This is a genomic window from Streptomyces sp. NPDC002513, from assembly GCF_053595355.1.
The window spans coordinates 27,710-43,584 of sequence record NZ_JBSFXK010000028.1 but is presented as its reverse complement, the minus strand read 5'-3'; the positions used below and the strand labels follow the sequence as shown (position 1 = coordinate 43,584).

Sequence of the window (15,875 nt, the reverse complement as noted above, 5' to 3'; positions counted from 1 at the left end):
GCACAGCGGCGGCCCTCGATCGTGCGATACCTCCAGGAAAGCACTAACTTTTAGTTAGCGCAAGCTGTCGGTTAGCGCTGTGCTGGAGTACGCTTCGGCCATGACGACCACGCAGCAGGAGAACCTCCCGTACGACGTGTTCTCCAAGGCGTGCCCGTCGCGGGGCACGCTGGAGCATGTGACGGGGCGCTGGGGGGCGCTCACGCTGGGCGCGCTCCAGGAAGGCTCGCTCCGCTTCAACGAGCTGCGCCGCCGGGTCGACGGGGTGAGCGAGAAGATGCTGTCCCAGACCCTGCACGCGCTGGAGCGCGACGGCCTGGTGCACCGTGACGCCCAGCCGACGAACCCCCCGCGCGTGGACTACGAGCTGACCCCGCTGGGACACGCGGTGGCCGAGCGGCTGCTCGGCCTCATCCACTTCGTGGAGGGACGCATGGACGACGTGCTGGAGGCTCGCCGTCGCTACGACGGCACCCGCACGGGCTGAGGCTCCCCCCAGCGCTCGCGAGCGGTCCTACGGCACCACGGGCGGCGTCGCGCCGCGCGGCGCCCGCTGGCACCTCGGGCAGAAGTGGCTGGACCGGTTCGTCCAGGGGCGGCGGCGCACCGGCGTCGCACAGCGCCGGCAGGGCAGGCCCTCGCGGCCGTACGCGTCCAGCGACCGGTCGAAGTAGCCCGACTCCCCGTTGACGTTGACGTAGAGGCTGTCGAAGCTGGTGCCGCCGACGGTGAGCGCGGCGTTCATCACATCGCGTACGTGGCCGAGGAGTTCGGCGGTGCGCGGGCGAGTGAAGCCGGCCGTGGGGCGCTCGTAGTGGAGGCGGGCGCGCCACAGGGCCTCGTCGGCGTAGATGTTGCCGACACCGCTGATCAGCGACTGGTCGAGCAGGGCCCGCTTGATCGTCGTGCGCTTACGCCGCAGGGCCTCGTGGAAGGCGGCGTCGTCGAAGAGCGGGTCCAGGGGATCGCGGGCGATGTGCCCGATCACGTCGGGCAGCCCGTCGGGGGTGGTGTCGTGCAGCGAGAGCCCGCCGAAGGTGCGCTGGTCGACGAAGCGCAGCTCGGTGCGCAGGCCGTCGTCGAACCGGAGCCGGACACGCAGATGCTTCTCGTCGGCGGCGTCGTGCGGCTGGACGAGGAGCTGGCCGCTCATGCCGAGGTGGGCCAGGATCGCCGCGCCCGTCGTCTCGACCGGGATCCAGAGGTATTTCCCGCGGCGGCTCGGGGTGCCGAGGAGCTGCCCCTTGAGGCGGTGCGCGAAGTCCTCGCCGCCCGCCGTGTGCCGGCGGACGGCGCGCGGGTGCAGCACCTCCACGTCGGCGACGGTCCGGTGGGCGACCCAGCGCTCCAGACCGCGCCGCACAACCTCGACCTCGGGCAGTTCGGGCACGGGGCTCCTCGGGAGGGGTGAACGGGGGCGACGTCCGCAGGGTACCTCGCACCCGGGGCCGGCCGACGGGCCCGAGGGAGCCGCTGCCGAAGAAACGGACCCCGCCCGGCGGCATACGCCGGGCGGGGTCCGGTGAAGGATTCAGGCCGTGGCCGTGTCACCCGACGGGGCCGTGACGGATGCGGCGGCTCCGTCGGGAGAGCCCGACTCGGCCACCGCCTCGGCACGCTCGTCCGCGGCGGCGCGGATGGAGCGCCAGGCCGACTCCGCGGCCTGCTGCTCCGCCTCCTTCTTGCTGCGGCCGGTGCCGGTGCCGTACGAGACGCCTCCGACGCGGGCGGCAGCAGTAAAGGTCTTCTCGTGGTCCGGGCCGGTCTCCGTGACCAGGTACTCGGGCACGCCGAGCCCCTCGGTCGCGGTCAGTTCCTGGAGGCTGGTCTTCCAGTCCAGGCCGGCACCGAGATTCGAGGACTTCTCGATCAGCGGGTCGAACAGGCGGTGCACCAGCTCCGCCGCCGAGTCCAGCCCCTGGTCGAGGTAGACAGCGCCGATCACCGCTTCGAGGGTGTCGGCAAGGATGGACGCCTTGTCCCGGCCGCCCGTGCCCTCCTCGCCCCGGCCGAGCCGGATGAAGGAGCCGAGATCGAGCCCGCGGCCCACCTCCGCCAGCGCACGCGAGTTGACCACCGCGGCCCGCAGCTTGGCCAGCTGGCCTTCGGGCAGGTCGGGGTGGGTGCGGTACAGCGTGTCCGTGACGACGAGGCCGAGAACGGAGTCCCCGAGGAACTCCAGACGCTCGTTCGTCGGCAGACCGCCGTTCTCGTACGCGTACGAACGGTGGGTCAGCGCACGCACCAGAAGGGCGGACTCGACCTTGTAGCCGAGCCGCCCTTCCAGAAGCGTGTGGGACGAGGCTGTGTTGTCCGCCGAACCACCCCCGTTACGACGGGGACTGTTTTTGGCGTCAGACATCAAACCTCTCACCAGCCGATCAGACCTCGAGGACCTGGCGCTTGTTGTAGGTGCCGCACGAGGGGCACGCGATGTGCTGCTGCTTGGGCTCGTGGCAGCGCTCGCACGCAACCAGGGTGGGGACCGCAGCCTTCCACTGCGACCGGCGGTGGCGCGTGTTGCTGCGCGACATCTTCCGCTTCGGAACAGCCACGGCTACTTCTCCTGCTTCTCGTCGACGCCCGCTTCGGCGCCGCTCATCTCGTCCTTATCGCCGGCTTCGTGTGAATCGGCGAGTCCCTGCAGTGCCGCCCAACGGATGTCGACGGCGTCGTGGTGGTGGTCCGAGTCGTCCGCGAGTCGCACTCCGCATTCGGAGCACAGGCCCGCGCAGTCTTCCCGGCACACCGGCTGCATCGGCAGTGCGAGCACCACCGCATCGCGCAGCAGAGGTTCGAGGTCGAAGAGTCCGTCCTCGAGGAAGAACCTGTCCTCGTCGTCCTCGTCGTCGTCGCCCGGCTCCGCGATCACGCGGCCCCGGTCGTCGGCGGCAGGGTACGAGAACAGCTCCTGGAAGTCCGCTTCGAGCTCCAGCTCCAGCGGCTCCAGACACCTTACGCACTCCCCCTCGGCCGATGCACGGGCGGTGCCTGTGACGAGCACCCCTTCCATGACCGACTCGAGCCGGAGTTCCAGCTCCACCGGGGCGCCTTCCGGCACTCCGATGACCCCCTGGATACCGAAGTCCTTGGGGGCGTCGACCGTGCGGGTCAGGCGCTGCAGCGCACCAGGACGCCGCCCCAGCTCGCGCGTGTCGAACACGAGGGGGTTGCGGTGGTCGAGGCGGGCGTTCAGAGCCGTTCCTGCTTTCGGTCTCGAAGTTCAGGGAACGCTGTCCCGTGATGGTCCGGGCAGCGTGGTTCGCGAAGGGTACGCGTGACCGAAGAGCCAGGATACTGGACCTTGCGCTCAGGGCCCAATCCGCTGCACTCGGACGCCCCGGAACCCGCGCGTCCGGCACGCTCAGTGACCGCCGCGCCCCTGTTCGTAGGCCCGGAGCTGCTCGGCGCTGATCATGCTGGTGTCGAAGAGGCTGGTCTCGTCGAGGGTGTTGCCCTGGGGATACCCGTGCCCCTGGCCCTGGTCCTGACCCTGATCGTACGCCGCCTGCTGGTCGTAGGTCCCTGACTGGGGGTAGGCGGCGTACGGGTCGGCCTGCTGGTAGCCGTAGGCGTCCTGCTGGGCGTAGGCCTGCTGGTAGCCGTACTGGTCGGGCTGCGGATACCCGTACGGGTCCTGCTGCTGCGCGTAGGCGGGCTGGTTCTGCTGGGCCGGGGGCCCGGGGGTCCGGGCGGGTGCCGCGGCGGCCTGGGCCGGGATGTCGGAGAGGGCCGCGAGGTCGGCGAGGTAGTCGGCGTCGCTGGAGTGCTGGACGGTCGTCAGGTCGTCGGCGAGGGCGCCGAGGTCGTCGGTGGCGATCCGGCCGTGCAGCTTCTGCCGGCCCTTGCCGACGGCCTCCAGGGTCTTGGCGAGCACGGCTTCGAAGGCGCCGAGCTTGGTGTCCACGTACGCGTCGGCGTCCCGGCGCAGGGTCTCGGGGTCGTGGCTGCGCTCGGGGGCGTCCTCGTCCTCGAAGCCCTGCGCGTCGAGGCCTGGACCGGTGCCGAGGAGTTTCTCGCGGCCGCGGCCGACCGAACCGAGGGTCTTGGTGAGGACGACCTCGAAGTTGGCGAGCTTGGAGTCGACGTAGTCGTCGGCCTCGGCGCGCACCTCCTCGGCCTCCTGACGGGCCTCGGCGAGGATGCGGTCGGCCTCGTTCTGGGAGCGGCGGGCGACCTCCGTGCCGGAGACCAGCGAGCCGCGTTCGGCGTGTGCGCTCTCGATGATCCGCTCGGCCTCCTGACGGGCCCGCTCGACCATCTGCTCCCGGTCGCCGATCACCTCCTGGGCCTGGGCCAGGGAGTCGGGCAGGGCCGCGCGCACCTCTTCGAGCATCGAGAGCAGCTCAGCGCGGTTGATCACGCACGAGGCCGACATGGGCATGGACCGGGCGCCGGAGACCATCGAGACGATCTCGTCGAGCTTCTTCTGCACGTCCACCGTGTGCTCGCCACTCTCTACAGCTGTGTTGGAGACGGACGGGTCGACTGTACGACCACTTCCACCCCGGCCGACACCGGCTGACGGTCCGTCAGGGATCGGCGGGTGCGCGGCGGGTTCGTTCAGTCCTTGCCCAGGCGCCTGCCCAGGGCGTCGAGGACGGCCGGCGGCACCAGGTGGGAGACGTCCCCGCCCCAGGCCGCGACCTCCTTGACGAGCGAGGAGGACAGGAAGCTGTAGGTGGGATTGGTGGGGACGAAGAGGGTCTCCACGCCGGTGAGGCCGTTGTTCATCTGGGCCATCTGCAGCTCGTAGTCGAAGTCGCTGACGGCCCGCAGGCCCTTGACGATGGCGGGGATGTCGCGCTGCTTGCAGAAGTCGACGAGGAGGCCGTGGAAGGACTCCACCACGACGTTGCCGAACTCGGCGGTGACCTCGCGGATGAGATCGATCCGCTCGTCGATCTCGAACAGGCCCTTCTTGGACTGGTTGATCATCACCGCGACGTACACCTCGTCGTACAGCTTGGAGGCACGGGCGATGATGTCGAGGTGTCCATTGGTGATCGGGTCGAACGACCCGGGACAGACGGCACGGCGCACTTGTGATCCCTCGCTCTCCAGTCCGGTCATCGTGCGTCTTCGCACGTAGAGGCGGCGCGACCGTACCAAAACGTCCCTTCCCCGTAACGACGGGCCCGGATCGCCTCGAAGCCGTCCGGCCACCGGAACTCTCCGCCTCTGGTGCTGCGCTCCACGGTGACGAGGGCGTCGGCCGCGAGCCAGCCCCCCGTGCGGAGTGTGAGGAGAATCTCGCGAAGATCGTCGTCGGAGACCGCGTACGGCGGGTCCAGGAAGACGAGGTCGTACGGCTGTTCAGGGGCCGGGGTGCGGATGATCTGTTCCGCTTTGCCCGCCCGCACCTCGGCGCCGGGCAGGCCGAGCGCCCTGACGTTCTCACGGACGATACGGGCGGCGCGGGCGTCGGCCTCCACCAGGAGGGTGTGGCCCGCGCCGCGGGAGAGGGCCTCCAGGCCGACGGCGCCCGAGCCGGCGTACAGGTCGAGGACGTGCTCGCCCTGCAGCGGGCCGCCGAGGAGGGACTGCCAGGTGGAGAAGAGGCCCTCGCGCGCGCGGTCGGAGGTGGGGCGGGTGCCGTTGCCCGGCGGGACGGCCAGGCGGCGTCCGCCGGCCCGGCCGGCGATCACGCGGGTCATCTCTTCGGTCCTTGTCGGTCTGCGGGCCAAAGCCCTGTGCCCAGGGCGGGTGTGCCCCTCCAGTCTCGCAGCCCGGCAGCCGTCCGCGCTCGGTCTCCCCCGGCCATCCCTTTCCCCCTTCGCCGCCTCGCGCGGCTTCTTGTCACCCCCGTGTCACCCCTTGTCGAGGTACTGCTCCCGCTCCTCGTCCAGCAGCGCCTCCAAGGCCGTGCGCAGACCGGGCAGTCGCTGGAGCTCCGGGTCGGCGGCGACCACCGCGGTGGCCTCCTGACGGGCCTCGGCGATGATCTCCTCGTCCTCGATGACCGCGAGCATGCGCAGCGAGGTGCGGGCGCCCGACTGGGCCTGGCCGAGGACGTCGCCCTCCCGCCGCTGTTCCAGGTCGATGCGGGAGAGCTCGAAACCGTCCAGGGTGGAGGCGACCGCGTTCAGGCGCTGCCGCGCCGCGCTCGCCTCCGGCATCTCGGTCACCAGGAGGCACAGGCCGGGCGCCGCGCCCCGGCCCACCCGGCCGCGCAGCTGATGGAGCTGCGACACCCCGAAGCGGTCGGCGTCCATGATCACCATCGCGGTGGCGTTCGGCACGTTGACCCCGACCTCGATGACCGTCGTCGCGACCAGGACATCGGTCGTCCCGGCGGCGAACCGGCGCATCACCGCGTCCTTGTCGTCGGGGTGCATCCGGCCGTGCAGCACCTCGACCCCAAGGCCCTTCAGGGGCCCCTCGGCCAGGTGGTCGGCCACGTCGAGCACGGCGAGCGGGGGCCGCTTCTCCGCCTCGTCCTCGGGCGACTTCCCGGCCTTCTTCGGCTCGCCGGGCTCGTCGGCGTCGTCGCCGATGCGGGGGCAGACGACATACGCCTGATGGCCCTTGGCCACCTCCTCGCGCACCCGCTCCCAGGCGCGCGTCAGGAAGTGCGGCTTGTCGGCGGCCGGCACCACATGGCTGGCGATCGGCGAGCGCCCGGCCGGGAGCTGGTCGAGGACGGAGGTCTCCAGGTCGCCGAAGACGGTCATGGCGACGGTCCGGGGAATCGGCGTGGCGGTCATGACCAGCAGGTGCGGCGGCTGCGTGCCCTTGCCGCGCAGCGCGTCGCGCTGCTCCACCCCGAACCGGTGCTGCTCGTCGACCACGACCAGGCCCAGGTCGTGGAACCGCACCTTGTCCTCGATCAGCGCATGCGTGCCGATCACGATCCCGGCCTCCCCGGTGACGAGATCGAGCAGCGCCTGCCGTCGCCCCGCCGCGCCCATGGAGCCGGTGAGCAGCACCACCTTGGTGCCCTGCTCGGCTCCGCCCAGCATCCCCGCCTCGGCCAGCTCCCCCATCATCTCGACGATCGAGCGGTGGTGCTGCTGGGCGAGCACCTCGGTGGGCGCGAGCAGGGCGGCCTGGCCGCCCGCGTCCACGACGGCGAGCATGGCGCGCAGGGCGACCAGGGTCTTGCCGCTGCCGACCTCGCCCTGGAGCAGGCGGTGCATCGGGTGCTCGGTGGCCAGATCGCCGAAGATCTCCTGGGAGACCTTCCGCTGGCCGTCGGTGAGGGTGAAGGGGAGCTTCTCGTCGAAGGCCGCGAGCAGGCCGTCCGGGGCGGGAACGCGGGGCACCGCCGGAAGCTGGGCGTCCGCGTGGCGGCGGCGGGCCAGGGCGACCTGGAGGACGAACGCCTCGTCCCACTTGAGCCGGGCACGGGCCTCGGCGATGTCCGCCTTGGTGTGCGGGCGGTGGACCTTCAGGAGTGCCTCGGGGAGGGAGACGAGACCCCGGCCCGCGCGCAGGGACTCCGGCAGGGGATCAATGGCCTCCTGGGCGCTCGGCAGGACCGTCTGCACCGACTTGGCGATCTTCCAGGACTCCAGCTTGGCCGTGGCCGGGTAGATCGGGATGAGGGCGCCCGCCCAGCTGTCGACCGTCTCGGCCACGTCGTCGCCGCGCAGCAGCTCGTAGGCGGGGTGGGCCAGTTGAAGCTTGCGGTTGAAGACGGAGACCTTGCCCGCGAACAGCGCGCGTGTGCCCGGCAGGAGTTCCTTGTGGGGCTTGTGCACGCCGTTGCCGAAGAAGACGAGTTGGAGGCGGCCGCTGCCGTCGGTGATCGTGACCTCCAGGCGCTGGCCCTTGCCGCGGGGCGCCTTGGCCGAGGCGAAGGCGTGCAGACGGGCGTCGGCGACCTGGGCGACCACCGTGACGTGCTCGTCCATGGGCAGGTCGGCGAGGTGGGTGAGCTGACCGCGCTCCTCGTATCTGCGCGGGTAGTGGTGGAGGAGGTCCGAGACGGTGTGCAGGCCGAGGTGCTCGGCCATCACCTTCGCGGTGGCGGGGCCGAGCGCCTTCTTCAGCGGTTCTTGCGGTGCGGGCACGAGATCCATTGCACACCACACCACTGACAACGCCGTATAGGTATGGCAAAACCGCTGGTCAGGAAGGTGGGTCGGAGCCTACGATGGCCCATTCTCCCGGCTCGCCCCGCGGTCACCGCCCCACCGGGACCGCCCGACCCCGCGCCGTCGACCGACCCCACTCACGGCGCTGTGACGATGGACTCCCAGACCTCACAGGCATCCCAGGCACCTCAGTCACCCCAGCCGCCTCATACGTTCCAGGTCGACCTGCGCGGTCTGGTGGACCTGCTCTCCCATCACCTCTACTCCAGTCCCAAGGTCTATCTGCGCGAGCTGCTGCAGAACGCCGTGGACGCGATCACCGCCCGCCGCGCCGGGCAACCGGACGCGCCGGCCCGGGTCCGGCTGTACGCGGACGCGGGCGGCCTCCGCGTCGAGGACACGGGTATCGGGCTCACCGAGTCCGATGTGCACAGCCTGCTCGCCACCATCGGGCGCAGCTCCAAGCGCGCCGAGGGCCTGCAGGAGGCCCGTTCCGGCTTCCTCGGACAGTTCGGCATCGGATTGCTGGCCTGCTTCGTCGTCGCCGAGCGCATCCGGGTCGTCAGCCGCAGCGCCCACCGGCCGGACGCGCTCCCCGTCGAGTGGACGGCCGCCGACGACGGGTCGTACGTCGTCCGCACGCTGCCGCCGGACGCCCGGCCCGAACCCGGCACCACAGTGCACCTGGTGGCGCGTCCCGGGGCCGCGGAGTGGCTCTCGGCGGACCGAGTGCGGTCCCTGGCGCGGGACTTCGGGTCGCTGCTGCCCTACGACGTGCGGGTCGACGACGAGCCCATCACGGATCTGCCGGCGCCCTGGGACCGCGCGTACCCCTCCCCCGCCGCCCGGAGGGCGGCCCTGGCGCGCCACTGCCACGGCCTGTTCGGTTTCACCCCGCTGGACTCGATCGACCTGGACGTGCCGGTCGCCGGGGTCCGGGGGGTGGCCTATGTGCTGCCGAGCGCGGTCAGCCCCGCCCAGCGGGCGAGTCACCGGGTGCACCTGAAGGGCATGCTGCTGACGGAGCGGGCCGAACAGCTGCTGCCCGACTGGGCGTTCTTCGTGCGCTGCGTGCTCGACACGGACAGTCTGCGGCCCACGGCCTCGCGCGAGTCGCTGTACGAGGACGAGACCCTGGCGGCCGTGCGCGAGGCCCTCGGGGAGCGCATACGGTCCTGGCTGACGGGACTCGCGGCCGGTGACCCCGAGCGGCTCGCCGCCTTCCTGGCCGTGCACCACCTGGGCGTCAAGTCGCTCGCGCGGCACGACCGGGAGATGCTGCGCACGATGCTGCCGTGGCTCCCCTTCGAGACCACGGACGGACGGCTGTCCCTGGAGGAGTTCGCCCAGCGGCACCCCGTCGTGCACTTCACCCGGACGGTGGAGGAGTACCGCCAGGTCGCGCCGATCGCCTCCGCGCAGGGCGTCGGGGTGGTCAACGGCGGCTACACCTATGACAGCGAGTTGGTCCAGGCGCTGCCGTCGGTGCGTCCGGGGACGGTGGTCGCGGAGCTGGACGCTGACACCGTGACCGCCCACCTGGACGCGGTCGACCCGGCCGAGGAGCTGGCGCTGTCGGGCTTCCTGGCGGCCGCGCGCGCCACGCTCGACCCGCTCGGCTGCGATGTCGTCCTGCGCGCGTTCCATCCCCTGTCCGTGCCCGCCCTGCACCTGGACGACCGGGCGGCCCGCCACGAGCAGGCGCGCGCCGAGGCCGAGGAGCAGGCCGACGACCTGTGGGCGGGGATCCTCGGTTCGCTACGGGGCAGCGCGCCCCGCGCGCGTCTGGTCCTCAACCACCTCAACCCGCTGATCCGCAGGATCGGCTCCCTGGGCGAGGCGGAGCTGATCGGCACCGCCACCGAGTCCCTCTACGGGCAGGCCCTGCTGATGGCTCAGCGCCCGCTGCGGCCGGCGGACTCCGCGCTGCTCAACCGCGCGTTCATCGGCCTGCTCGAATGGGCCACCCACACCGACTCTCCCAAGGAAGGCCCCCGTTGAGCCAGGTCACCGACTTCGATGCGCTGCGCCGGGCGATGGCGGACAACTACGACGAGCCGGAGGGCCCGGCGCGCAACGCGCGCGCGGAGCAGCTGCTCGTGGACGCGGAGAAGCTGAACATCCCGCTGGCCGTGATCGAGGCGCTCGGGCACCAGCTGAAGGTCTACAACTACAGCTCCGAGAAGGACCGGATGTTCGTCCCCTTCGCGCGTCTGCTGCGCATGTGGGACGAGCACCCCGAGGACTTCGACGAGTACGAGACCCACTCGCTGCACTGGGTCTTCAAGTGGATGTCGGCGGGCATGCTGGGCCAGCCGCACATCCCGCTCGCCGCCATGGAGAAGTGGCTCGGCGAGATGGAGCACCGCTACCGGCTGGCCGGGCACTCCGAACGCGCCGTGCGCAGCGCGGAGTTCAGCGTCGCCGCACACATCGGGGACCTGGCGCGCGCCGAACGGGCGTACGCCGCGTGGCTGGCGGCCGACCGCGACACGATGGCCGACTGCCATGCCTGCGAGCTGCACGACCAGGGATGGTGGCAGACACGCAAGGGCGAGGACGAGCAGGCGCTGGAGCTCTGGCGGCCGGTGCTGGATGGTGAGTACGTGTGCGCGCACGAGCCGCACGCCGTGCTGGCCTCCTCGCTGCTGCCGCTGCTGCGGCTGGGCCGTGCGGACGAGGCGCGGGCGCACCATCTGCGCGGGTTCCGGCTCGTGCGGGGCATGGAGAGCATGCGCGGCGCGTACGCGGACCACGTGGAGTTCTGCGCCCTGACCGGCAACGAGGCCCGCGGCCTGGAACTCCTGGCCGAGCGCCCGCAGTACTTCACGGACTCCGGGGAGCCGCGCAGCAAGCTGGACTTCCTGGCCGTGGTGGCGCTGCTGACGGACCGGCTGGTCGCGCTGGGGCTCGGCGACCAGGTGGTGCCGGGCCCGGCGGGCCGTCAGTGGACCGCCCGCGAACTCGCCGCCCACGCGCGCGAGGAGGCGCTGTCGCTCGCCGCCCGCTTCGACGCGCGCAACGGCACGGCCTGCGTCGGTGAGCGCACCCGGGAGCGGATGGACCGCCGTCCGCTGGTGGACCGGCTGCCGCTCGGCGTGCGGACGGTCCGGCCGGCGCCCGCGCCCGCGCCGGTGTCCCCCGCGCCGGCCCCGGAGCGGGACCTTCCGGCGCTGCTCGCCGAGGCGCGACGGCTGTCGGCGGCCCTGCACCCGGACGCCGTGGACGCGTGGGCCGCGGTGGCGCGCGCGGCCGGGGGCCAGGTGCTGGAGCCCCTGGACCAGGCGGAGCTGGTCGACCACGAGGCGATCAGCCGGGGCCCGGAGGGCGTCGAGTCCTTCGAGCGCGCGGCCGCGCTGTACGCGGCGGCGGGCGACCCGGGTGAGGCGCTGGCGGCACGCGCGCGCGCCGCGTTCGTACGCGCCCTGACGGGCGAGGCCGACCGGGCGCTGGAGGAGATCACCGGGCTGCGCGAGGAGGCCCTCGCCCTCTTCCAGGAGGGCGGGACGGGGCCCCGGCAGACGGCGTCCGTCCTGGTGGGGCGCGCCCGCATCCTGATGCACCGGCTGGAGGAGGACGAGGGCTCCGCCGGGGCCGCCGAGGAGTCCGTACGGGAGCTGCTGGCGTTCGCCGGGCCGCACACGGCCGAGGTGCGTCTCGCGTCCCGGACCGCGGAGGCCAGGGCGATGCTCGCCGAGCTGGCGGGGCGCGCCGGGGACGCGGAGGCGGCCGCGGAGCTGCTGGCGCGGGCGGCCGAGGAGTATGTGGCGGCGGGCCTGCCGTGGTTCGCGGTGGAGCACGAGGCGCGGCTGGCCCACCTCGCGCGCCGGCTCGGGGACGCGGAGGGCGCCGAGCGGGCGGCCCGGGCGGCGCTGGAGCACGGCCAGGGGCAGCTGGAGCCGGTCGGGCAGGCGCAGCTGCACCTCGGGCTGGCGGAGGCGCTGGAGGCGTCGGAGCGGTTCGCGGAGGCCGCCGAGCACGCCCTTCAGGCCGCGTACTGGGCCGACGAGGCGGGCGAGGGCCCGACGCTCGGCGCATGGGCGCGACACCGGCTGGGCGGTCTGCTGCTGCGGCAGGGCCGGTTCGCGGAGGCGGCCGAGGTGCTGGAGTCGGCACTGCCCGATCTGACCGCCGAGACACACGGCGACGGCGCGCTCGTGCAGACACAGTGGTGGCTCGGCGACTGCCACACGGAGCTGGGCGAGCACCGCGCCGCCGCCGAACGGTGGTTGCAGGCCGCGGAGATCGCCCGGCACTGGCCGGAACAGCGGGACCACGCCATGCTGGCGCACCTGGCCGCGGAGGCGCTGGGGAACGCGGAGCTGCCGGCGGAGGCGGACCGGGCCTACGCCCGCGCCGCAGACCTGTGGAGCGACCTCGGCAACACCCATGGCCTGGTGCGCGCCCTGCGGGCCCGCGCCTGGCTCGCCGCACGCGAGCAGGCGGATCTGGACGCGGCGCGGGAGCTGATGGCCCAGGCGGCCCGGGTGTGTGCGTCGGGCTCGCCCGAGGACGAGGAGACACGGGCCGGGCTGGCCGCCGAACTCGGGCACACCCACCGCCAGTTCGGCGAGCTGATCGCCGGTTCGGCCGGTGAGGACGCGGACGAGGAGACGCTGCGGGCGGCCTTCGAGGAGGCGCTCGGGCACTTCACGGAGGCCGTCGCGGTCTTCGCGGACCTCGGCCCGGGCGCCCTCGACGCCCGTACCGGCGCCGAGCTGGCCGCGGGCCGGATGGAGGCGGACCTGCGGCGTCCGGACGCGGCGGCGGCACGCGCGCGTGCGGTGCTGTCGGCGTACGAGGGGCACGAGGCGGCGGACGGCGGCGGCGAACCGGCCCGGGCTCGGCGGGCAGAGGCGGAACGGCTGCTGGAGTTCGTCGAGGCGTAGCGGGAGCGGTGACGCCCGTGCCGGGTGCCCGTCGTCGCGGGCGGACACCCGGCTCGCATCGCCTGCCGCTGCCGGGGGCGCCGCGCGGGTGGACGTGCTGCCGCGAACCCGGACGGTGTCACGGCGGGTGGCCGCACTGCCGTGACCCCGGACGGTGTCATTCCACGCCGATGAGCAGCAGCGGCCCCTGTCGGCCGCCCCGGTAGACCACCGTGTCGACGGCCAGGTACGACTCGCGTACCCGGGCCTCCAGATGGGCCGCGACCGACTCCGGGGCCTCGTCGCCCAGGACCAGGGTGACCAGTTCGCCGCCCGCCGCGAGCATGCGGTCCAGGACCGTCCCGGCGATCGCCGTCACGTCCGAGCCGATGACCGCGACATCGCCGTCGATCAGGCCGAGGACGTCCCCGGCCTGGCAGATGCCCGCCATCGTCCAGGACTGCCGTTCGGCGACCGCGACCTCCGCGTACCGGGTCGCCCCCGCCGCCGACGTCATCGCCACGACGTCCTCGTCGAAGCGTCGTTCCGGCTCGTGGACGGCCAGTGCCGCCATCCCCTGCACCGCGGACCGGGTCGGGATCAGCGCCACGCGGACGCCCTCCGTACGGGCCTGCTCGGCCGCCGCGGCCGCGGTGTGGCGCAGCTCCGCGTCGTTGGGCAGCAGCACCACCTCGCGCGCGTGCGCCCGTCGTACCGCCTGCACCAGCTCCCCGCTCGCCGGCGGTTCCCCGGGCCGGGCGAGCACGGTGGTCGCCCCGGCCTCCTGGTACAGCCCGGCCAGACCCTCTCCCGGCACGACCGCCACCACCGCGCGCTGGACCCGCTCGCGCGGCGGGCGTCCGGCCCGCGTGGTGTGCACATCCCCGGCGGCGAAGTGCGTGATCCGGATCCGGTACGGCCGCCCGGCCTCGACACCCGCCTCGACGGCGGCGCCCGCGTCGTCGACGTGCACATGGACGTTCCACAGCCCGTCCCCGCCGACCACGACCAGGGAGTCGCCGAGCGCGTCGAGCCGCTGCCGCAGCCGCGCCACGGCCGGGTCGTCGGCCTCCAGGAGGTAGATCACCTCGTAGGCGGGGCCGCCGTCGTCCGCCGGGGCGCCTGCGCACTCGTCGGCGACGCCCGGGGAATCGGCGTGCACGCGCGCGAGGGCGTCGTCGCCGTGCACGCGCGCGAGAGCCTCATCGCCAGCAGGTACACGCGGGTGGACGTCGCCGCCGTGCACGCGCGCGTGGGCGTCGCCGCCAGGCACACGCGGGTGGGCCGCGCCCGCGTCCCCGCGCGCGTGGGCGTCGCGCCCCGGCCCGTCGGGAACGTGGGGGGTCTCCCCCGTGAACGTCTCCACCAGTGCCGCAAGCACCGCCACCAGGCCCCGGCCACCCGCGTCGACCACCCCGGCGCGCTCCAGGACGGCGAGCTGGCCGGGAGTCGCCGCGAGGGCGGTCCGGGCTCCCTCGTACGCGGCCCGGGCGACGCCGGCGCAGTTCTCCTCCGCGCCCGTGGCCGCGTCCGCGGCGGCCGAGGCGACGGTCAGCACGGTGCCCTCCACGGGGTGGGCGACGGCCTCCCGGGCGGAGTCGGCCGCCCGCCGGAGCGCGAGCCGCAGCCCCTGGGCGTCGGTGTGAGCGCTCTCACCGTCGGCGGCGAGCACCTGGGCCATGCCGCGCAGCAGTTGCGCGAGGATCGTCCCCGAGTTGCCGCGGGCCCCGATGAGCGCGCCGTGTGCCATGGCCCGCACGGCGTCGGCGAGCGTCGGCCGCTGGGTGCCGCCCGCCTCGTATCCGGCGAAGACCGCCTCGACGGCCGCGGCGGCCGACTCCACGGTGAGATAGAGGTTCGTGCCGGTGTCCCCGTCGGCCACTGGATAGACGTTGATCGCGTCGATCTCCTCGCGCGCCCGTCCCAGCGCCTGGAGCGCGAGAGAGCACCAGGTGCGCACCGCGAGGGCATCCAATGGCTGCGGCACCTGCGCCACCTGCGCCTCCTTGAGCTGCTGGACGTGGGACGCAGCGTAGACCCAGAGCGGGTACGGCCCGGAAGAGGGCCGGACGGACGCCCGGCGCCGAGGTCCCGGCGCGGCCGGATCCCGGACCCGGAGCCGGTCGGGGCCCGAGCGGGGGGCGGGAGGGCCGTGGTAGTTTCGTTGAACGGAAGCAGCCGTTGTATGCTGCTCCGGTTGCCCGATCCAGGTCGGGCTTTCCCCTGGCAGAGCCACTCAGATCCTACGATCTCGATCCCGGCATGCCGGGATCCACCGTAAGAACATCTGAAGTCTTTGGAGTGACCCGTGGCTGCCAACTGCGACGTCTGCGGCAAGGGCCCGGGCTTCGGCAACAACATCTCGCACTCGCACCGCCGTACGTCCCGTCGCTGGAACCCGAACATCCAGCGTGTGCGTACCGTGGTGGGCGGGACGCCGAAGCGCGTGAACGCTTGCACCTCGTGCATCAAGGCCGGCAAGGTCTCGCGCTGACGTCCTGTTAAGCGCGCGGCCACCGCTGGTTCGCTGCAGAAAGCCGGTCCACTGACGTGGGCCGGCTTTCTGCTGTGTCCGCCCGGACACGGCCTGTCAGACTCCCCCGCATGCGCTTCGCCATCCTCGGCTACGGGCGGTACGGGCACCGGAGTGGCGATCGTCGCCGCGTATGTCCTGGCGGGCTAACTCGCCCTCGCCCACGGCGACCACCGCACCGCCCTGGCCGCGTACGAGGCGCGGATCCGGGACTTCGCCAAGGGCTGCCAGAAGATCTCCGGCAACGCGGGTCCGTTCTTCGCCCCCGCGACCGAGCGGCGGATCCGCAGCCGGGACCGGATGTACCGGCTGCTGGCCTCGCGTCTTCTCGCCGGGTTCTTCAAGCGGCTGACGAAGAAGGCGGCGACGGACATCGACCTCCCGGCGTATCCCGCCTGAGGCCGTCCGCGTGGAGCGGGCGGCCACGCCCGCCGG

General features: G+C 72.9%; 13 protein-coding genes and 1 pseudogene. 5 read left to right on the top strand and 9 right to left on the bottom strand.

Annotation, left to right across the window (positions count from 1 at the left end):
* The first annotated feature begins 100 nt into the window (after positions 1-100).
* Positions 101-487 (top strand): winged helix-turn-helix transcriptional regulator, encoded by a 387-nt coding sequence (locus tag ACWD5Q_RS19650; RefSeq protein WP_451428276.1) that lies wholly within the window; start codon positions 101-103, stop codon positions 485-487.
* A gap of 27 nt (positions 488-514) precedes the next feature.
* Here ACWD5Q_RS19650 and mutM read toward each other — a convergent pair whose 3' ends face one another.
* The 8 genes from mutM to recG form a co-directional block, all read right to left on the bottom strand.
* Positions 515-1,390: a bifunctional DNA-formamidopyrimidine glycosylase/DNA-(apurinic or apyrimidinic site) lyase gene (gene mutM / locus ACWD5Q_RS19645; RefSeq protein ID WP_451428275.1), complete on the bottom strand. Its 876-nt coding sequence runs from the start codon at positions 1,388-1,390 to the stop codon at positions 515-517.
* A 141-nt stretch (positions 1,391-1,531) separates the two neighbouring features.
* Entirely contained in the window at positions 1,532-2,362 is an 831-nt protein-coding gene (gene rnc / locus ACWD5Q_RS19640; RefSeq protein WP_451428274.1) for a ribonuclease III, read from the bottom strand.
* A 19-nt stretch (positions 2,363-2,381) separates the two neighbouring features.
* The gene (gene rpmF / locus ACWD5Q_RS19635; RefSeq protein WP_003951102.1) at positions 2,382-2,555 is read right to left on the bottom strand and encodes a 50S ribosomal protein L32; all 174 of its coding nucleotides are present in this window, start codon (positions 2,553-2,555) and stop codon (positions 2,382-2,384) included.
* 2 nt (positions 2,556-2,557) lie between these two features.
* Positions 2,558-3,196: a YceD family protein gene (locus ACWD5Q_RS19630; RefSeq protein ID WP_451428315.1), complete on the bottom strand. Its 639-nt coding sequence runs from the start codon at positions 3,194-3,196 to the stop codon at positions 2,558-2,560.
* 168 nt (positions 3,197-3,364) lie between these two features.
* Positions 3,365-4,441: a cell division initiation protein gene (locus ACWD5Q_RS19625; protein ID WP_451428273.1), complete on the bottom strand. Its 1,077-nt coding sequence runs from the start codon at positions 4,439-4,441 to the stop codon at positions 3,365-3,367.
* A 122-nt stretch (positions 4,442-4,563) separates the two neighbouring features.
* Entirely contained in the window at positions 4,564-5,043 is a 480-nt protein-coding gene (gene coaD, locus ACWD5Q_RS19620) for a pantetheine-phosphate adenylyltransferase (RefSeq protein WP_451428314.1), read from the bottom strand.
* Between the two features lie 26 nt (positions 5,044-5,069).
* Positions 5,070-5,657, bottom strand: a complete 588-nt coding sequence (gene rsmD, locus ACWD5Q_RS19615; protein ID WP_451428272.1) for a 16S rRNA (guanine(966)-N(2))-methyltransferase RsmD — start codon at positions 5,655-5,657, stop codon at positions 5,070-5,072.
* Positions 5,658-5,810: 153 nt separating this feature from the next.
* On the bottom strand, positions 5,811-8,024 hold the full coding sequence (recG, locus tag ACWD5Q_RS19610; protein ID WP_451428271.1) for an ATP-dependent DNA helicase RecG: 2,214 nt from the start codon (positions 8,022-8,024) through the stop codon (positions 5,811-5,813).
* A 168-nt stretch (positions 8,025-8,192) separates the two neighbouring features.
* Between recG and ACWD5Q_RS19605 the strand changes: the two genes are divergently transcribed.
* Positions 8,193-10,040 carry an HSP90 family protein gene (locus ACWD5Q_RS19605; RefSeq protein WP_451428270.1) on the top strand — a complete coding sequence of 616 codons (1,848 nt, stop codon included), beginning with the start codon at positions 8,193-8,195 and terminating at the stop codon, positions 10,038-10,040.
* Positions 9,998-12,928 carry a tetratricopeptide repeat protein gene (locus tag ACWD5Q_RS19600; RefSeq protein WP_451428269.1) on the top strand — a complete coding sequence of 977 codons (2,931 nt, stop codon included), beginning with the start codon at positions 9,998-10,000 and terminating at the stop codon, positions 12,926-12,928. Before ACWD5Q_RS19605 ends, ACWD5Q_RS19600 begins: the two co-directional genes overlap by 43 nt.
* 157 nt (positions 12,929-13,085) lie before the next feature.
* On the opposite strand, the gene ACWD5Q_RS19595 is transcribed toward ACWD5Q_RS19600, so the two are convergent.
* Positions 13,086-14,903 (bottom strand): DAK2 domain-containing protein, encoded by a 1,818-nt coding sequence (locus ACWD5Q_RS19595; protein ID WP_451428268.1) that lies wholly within the window; start codon positions 14,901-14,903, stop codon positions 13,086-13,088.
* 312 nt (positions 14,904-15,215) lie between these two features.
* Between ACWD5Q_RS19595 and rpmB the strand changes: the two genes are divergently transcribed.
* Positions 15,216-15,401, top strand: coding sequence for a 50S ribosomal protein L28 (gene rpmB / locus ACWD5Q_RS19590; protein ID WP_003993230.1), 186 nt, complete (start codon positions 15,216-15,218; stop codon positions 15,399-15,401).
* Positions 15,402-15,536: 135 nt separating this feature from the next.
* Positions 15,537-15,839, top strand: a pseudogene (locus tag ACWD5Q_RS19585) (FAD-dependent oxidoreductase); the annotation flags it as partial.
* Between the last annotated feature and the right edge of the window lie 36 nt (positions 15,840-15,875).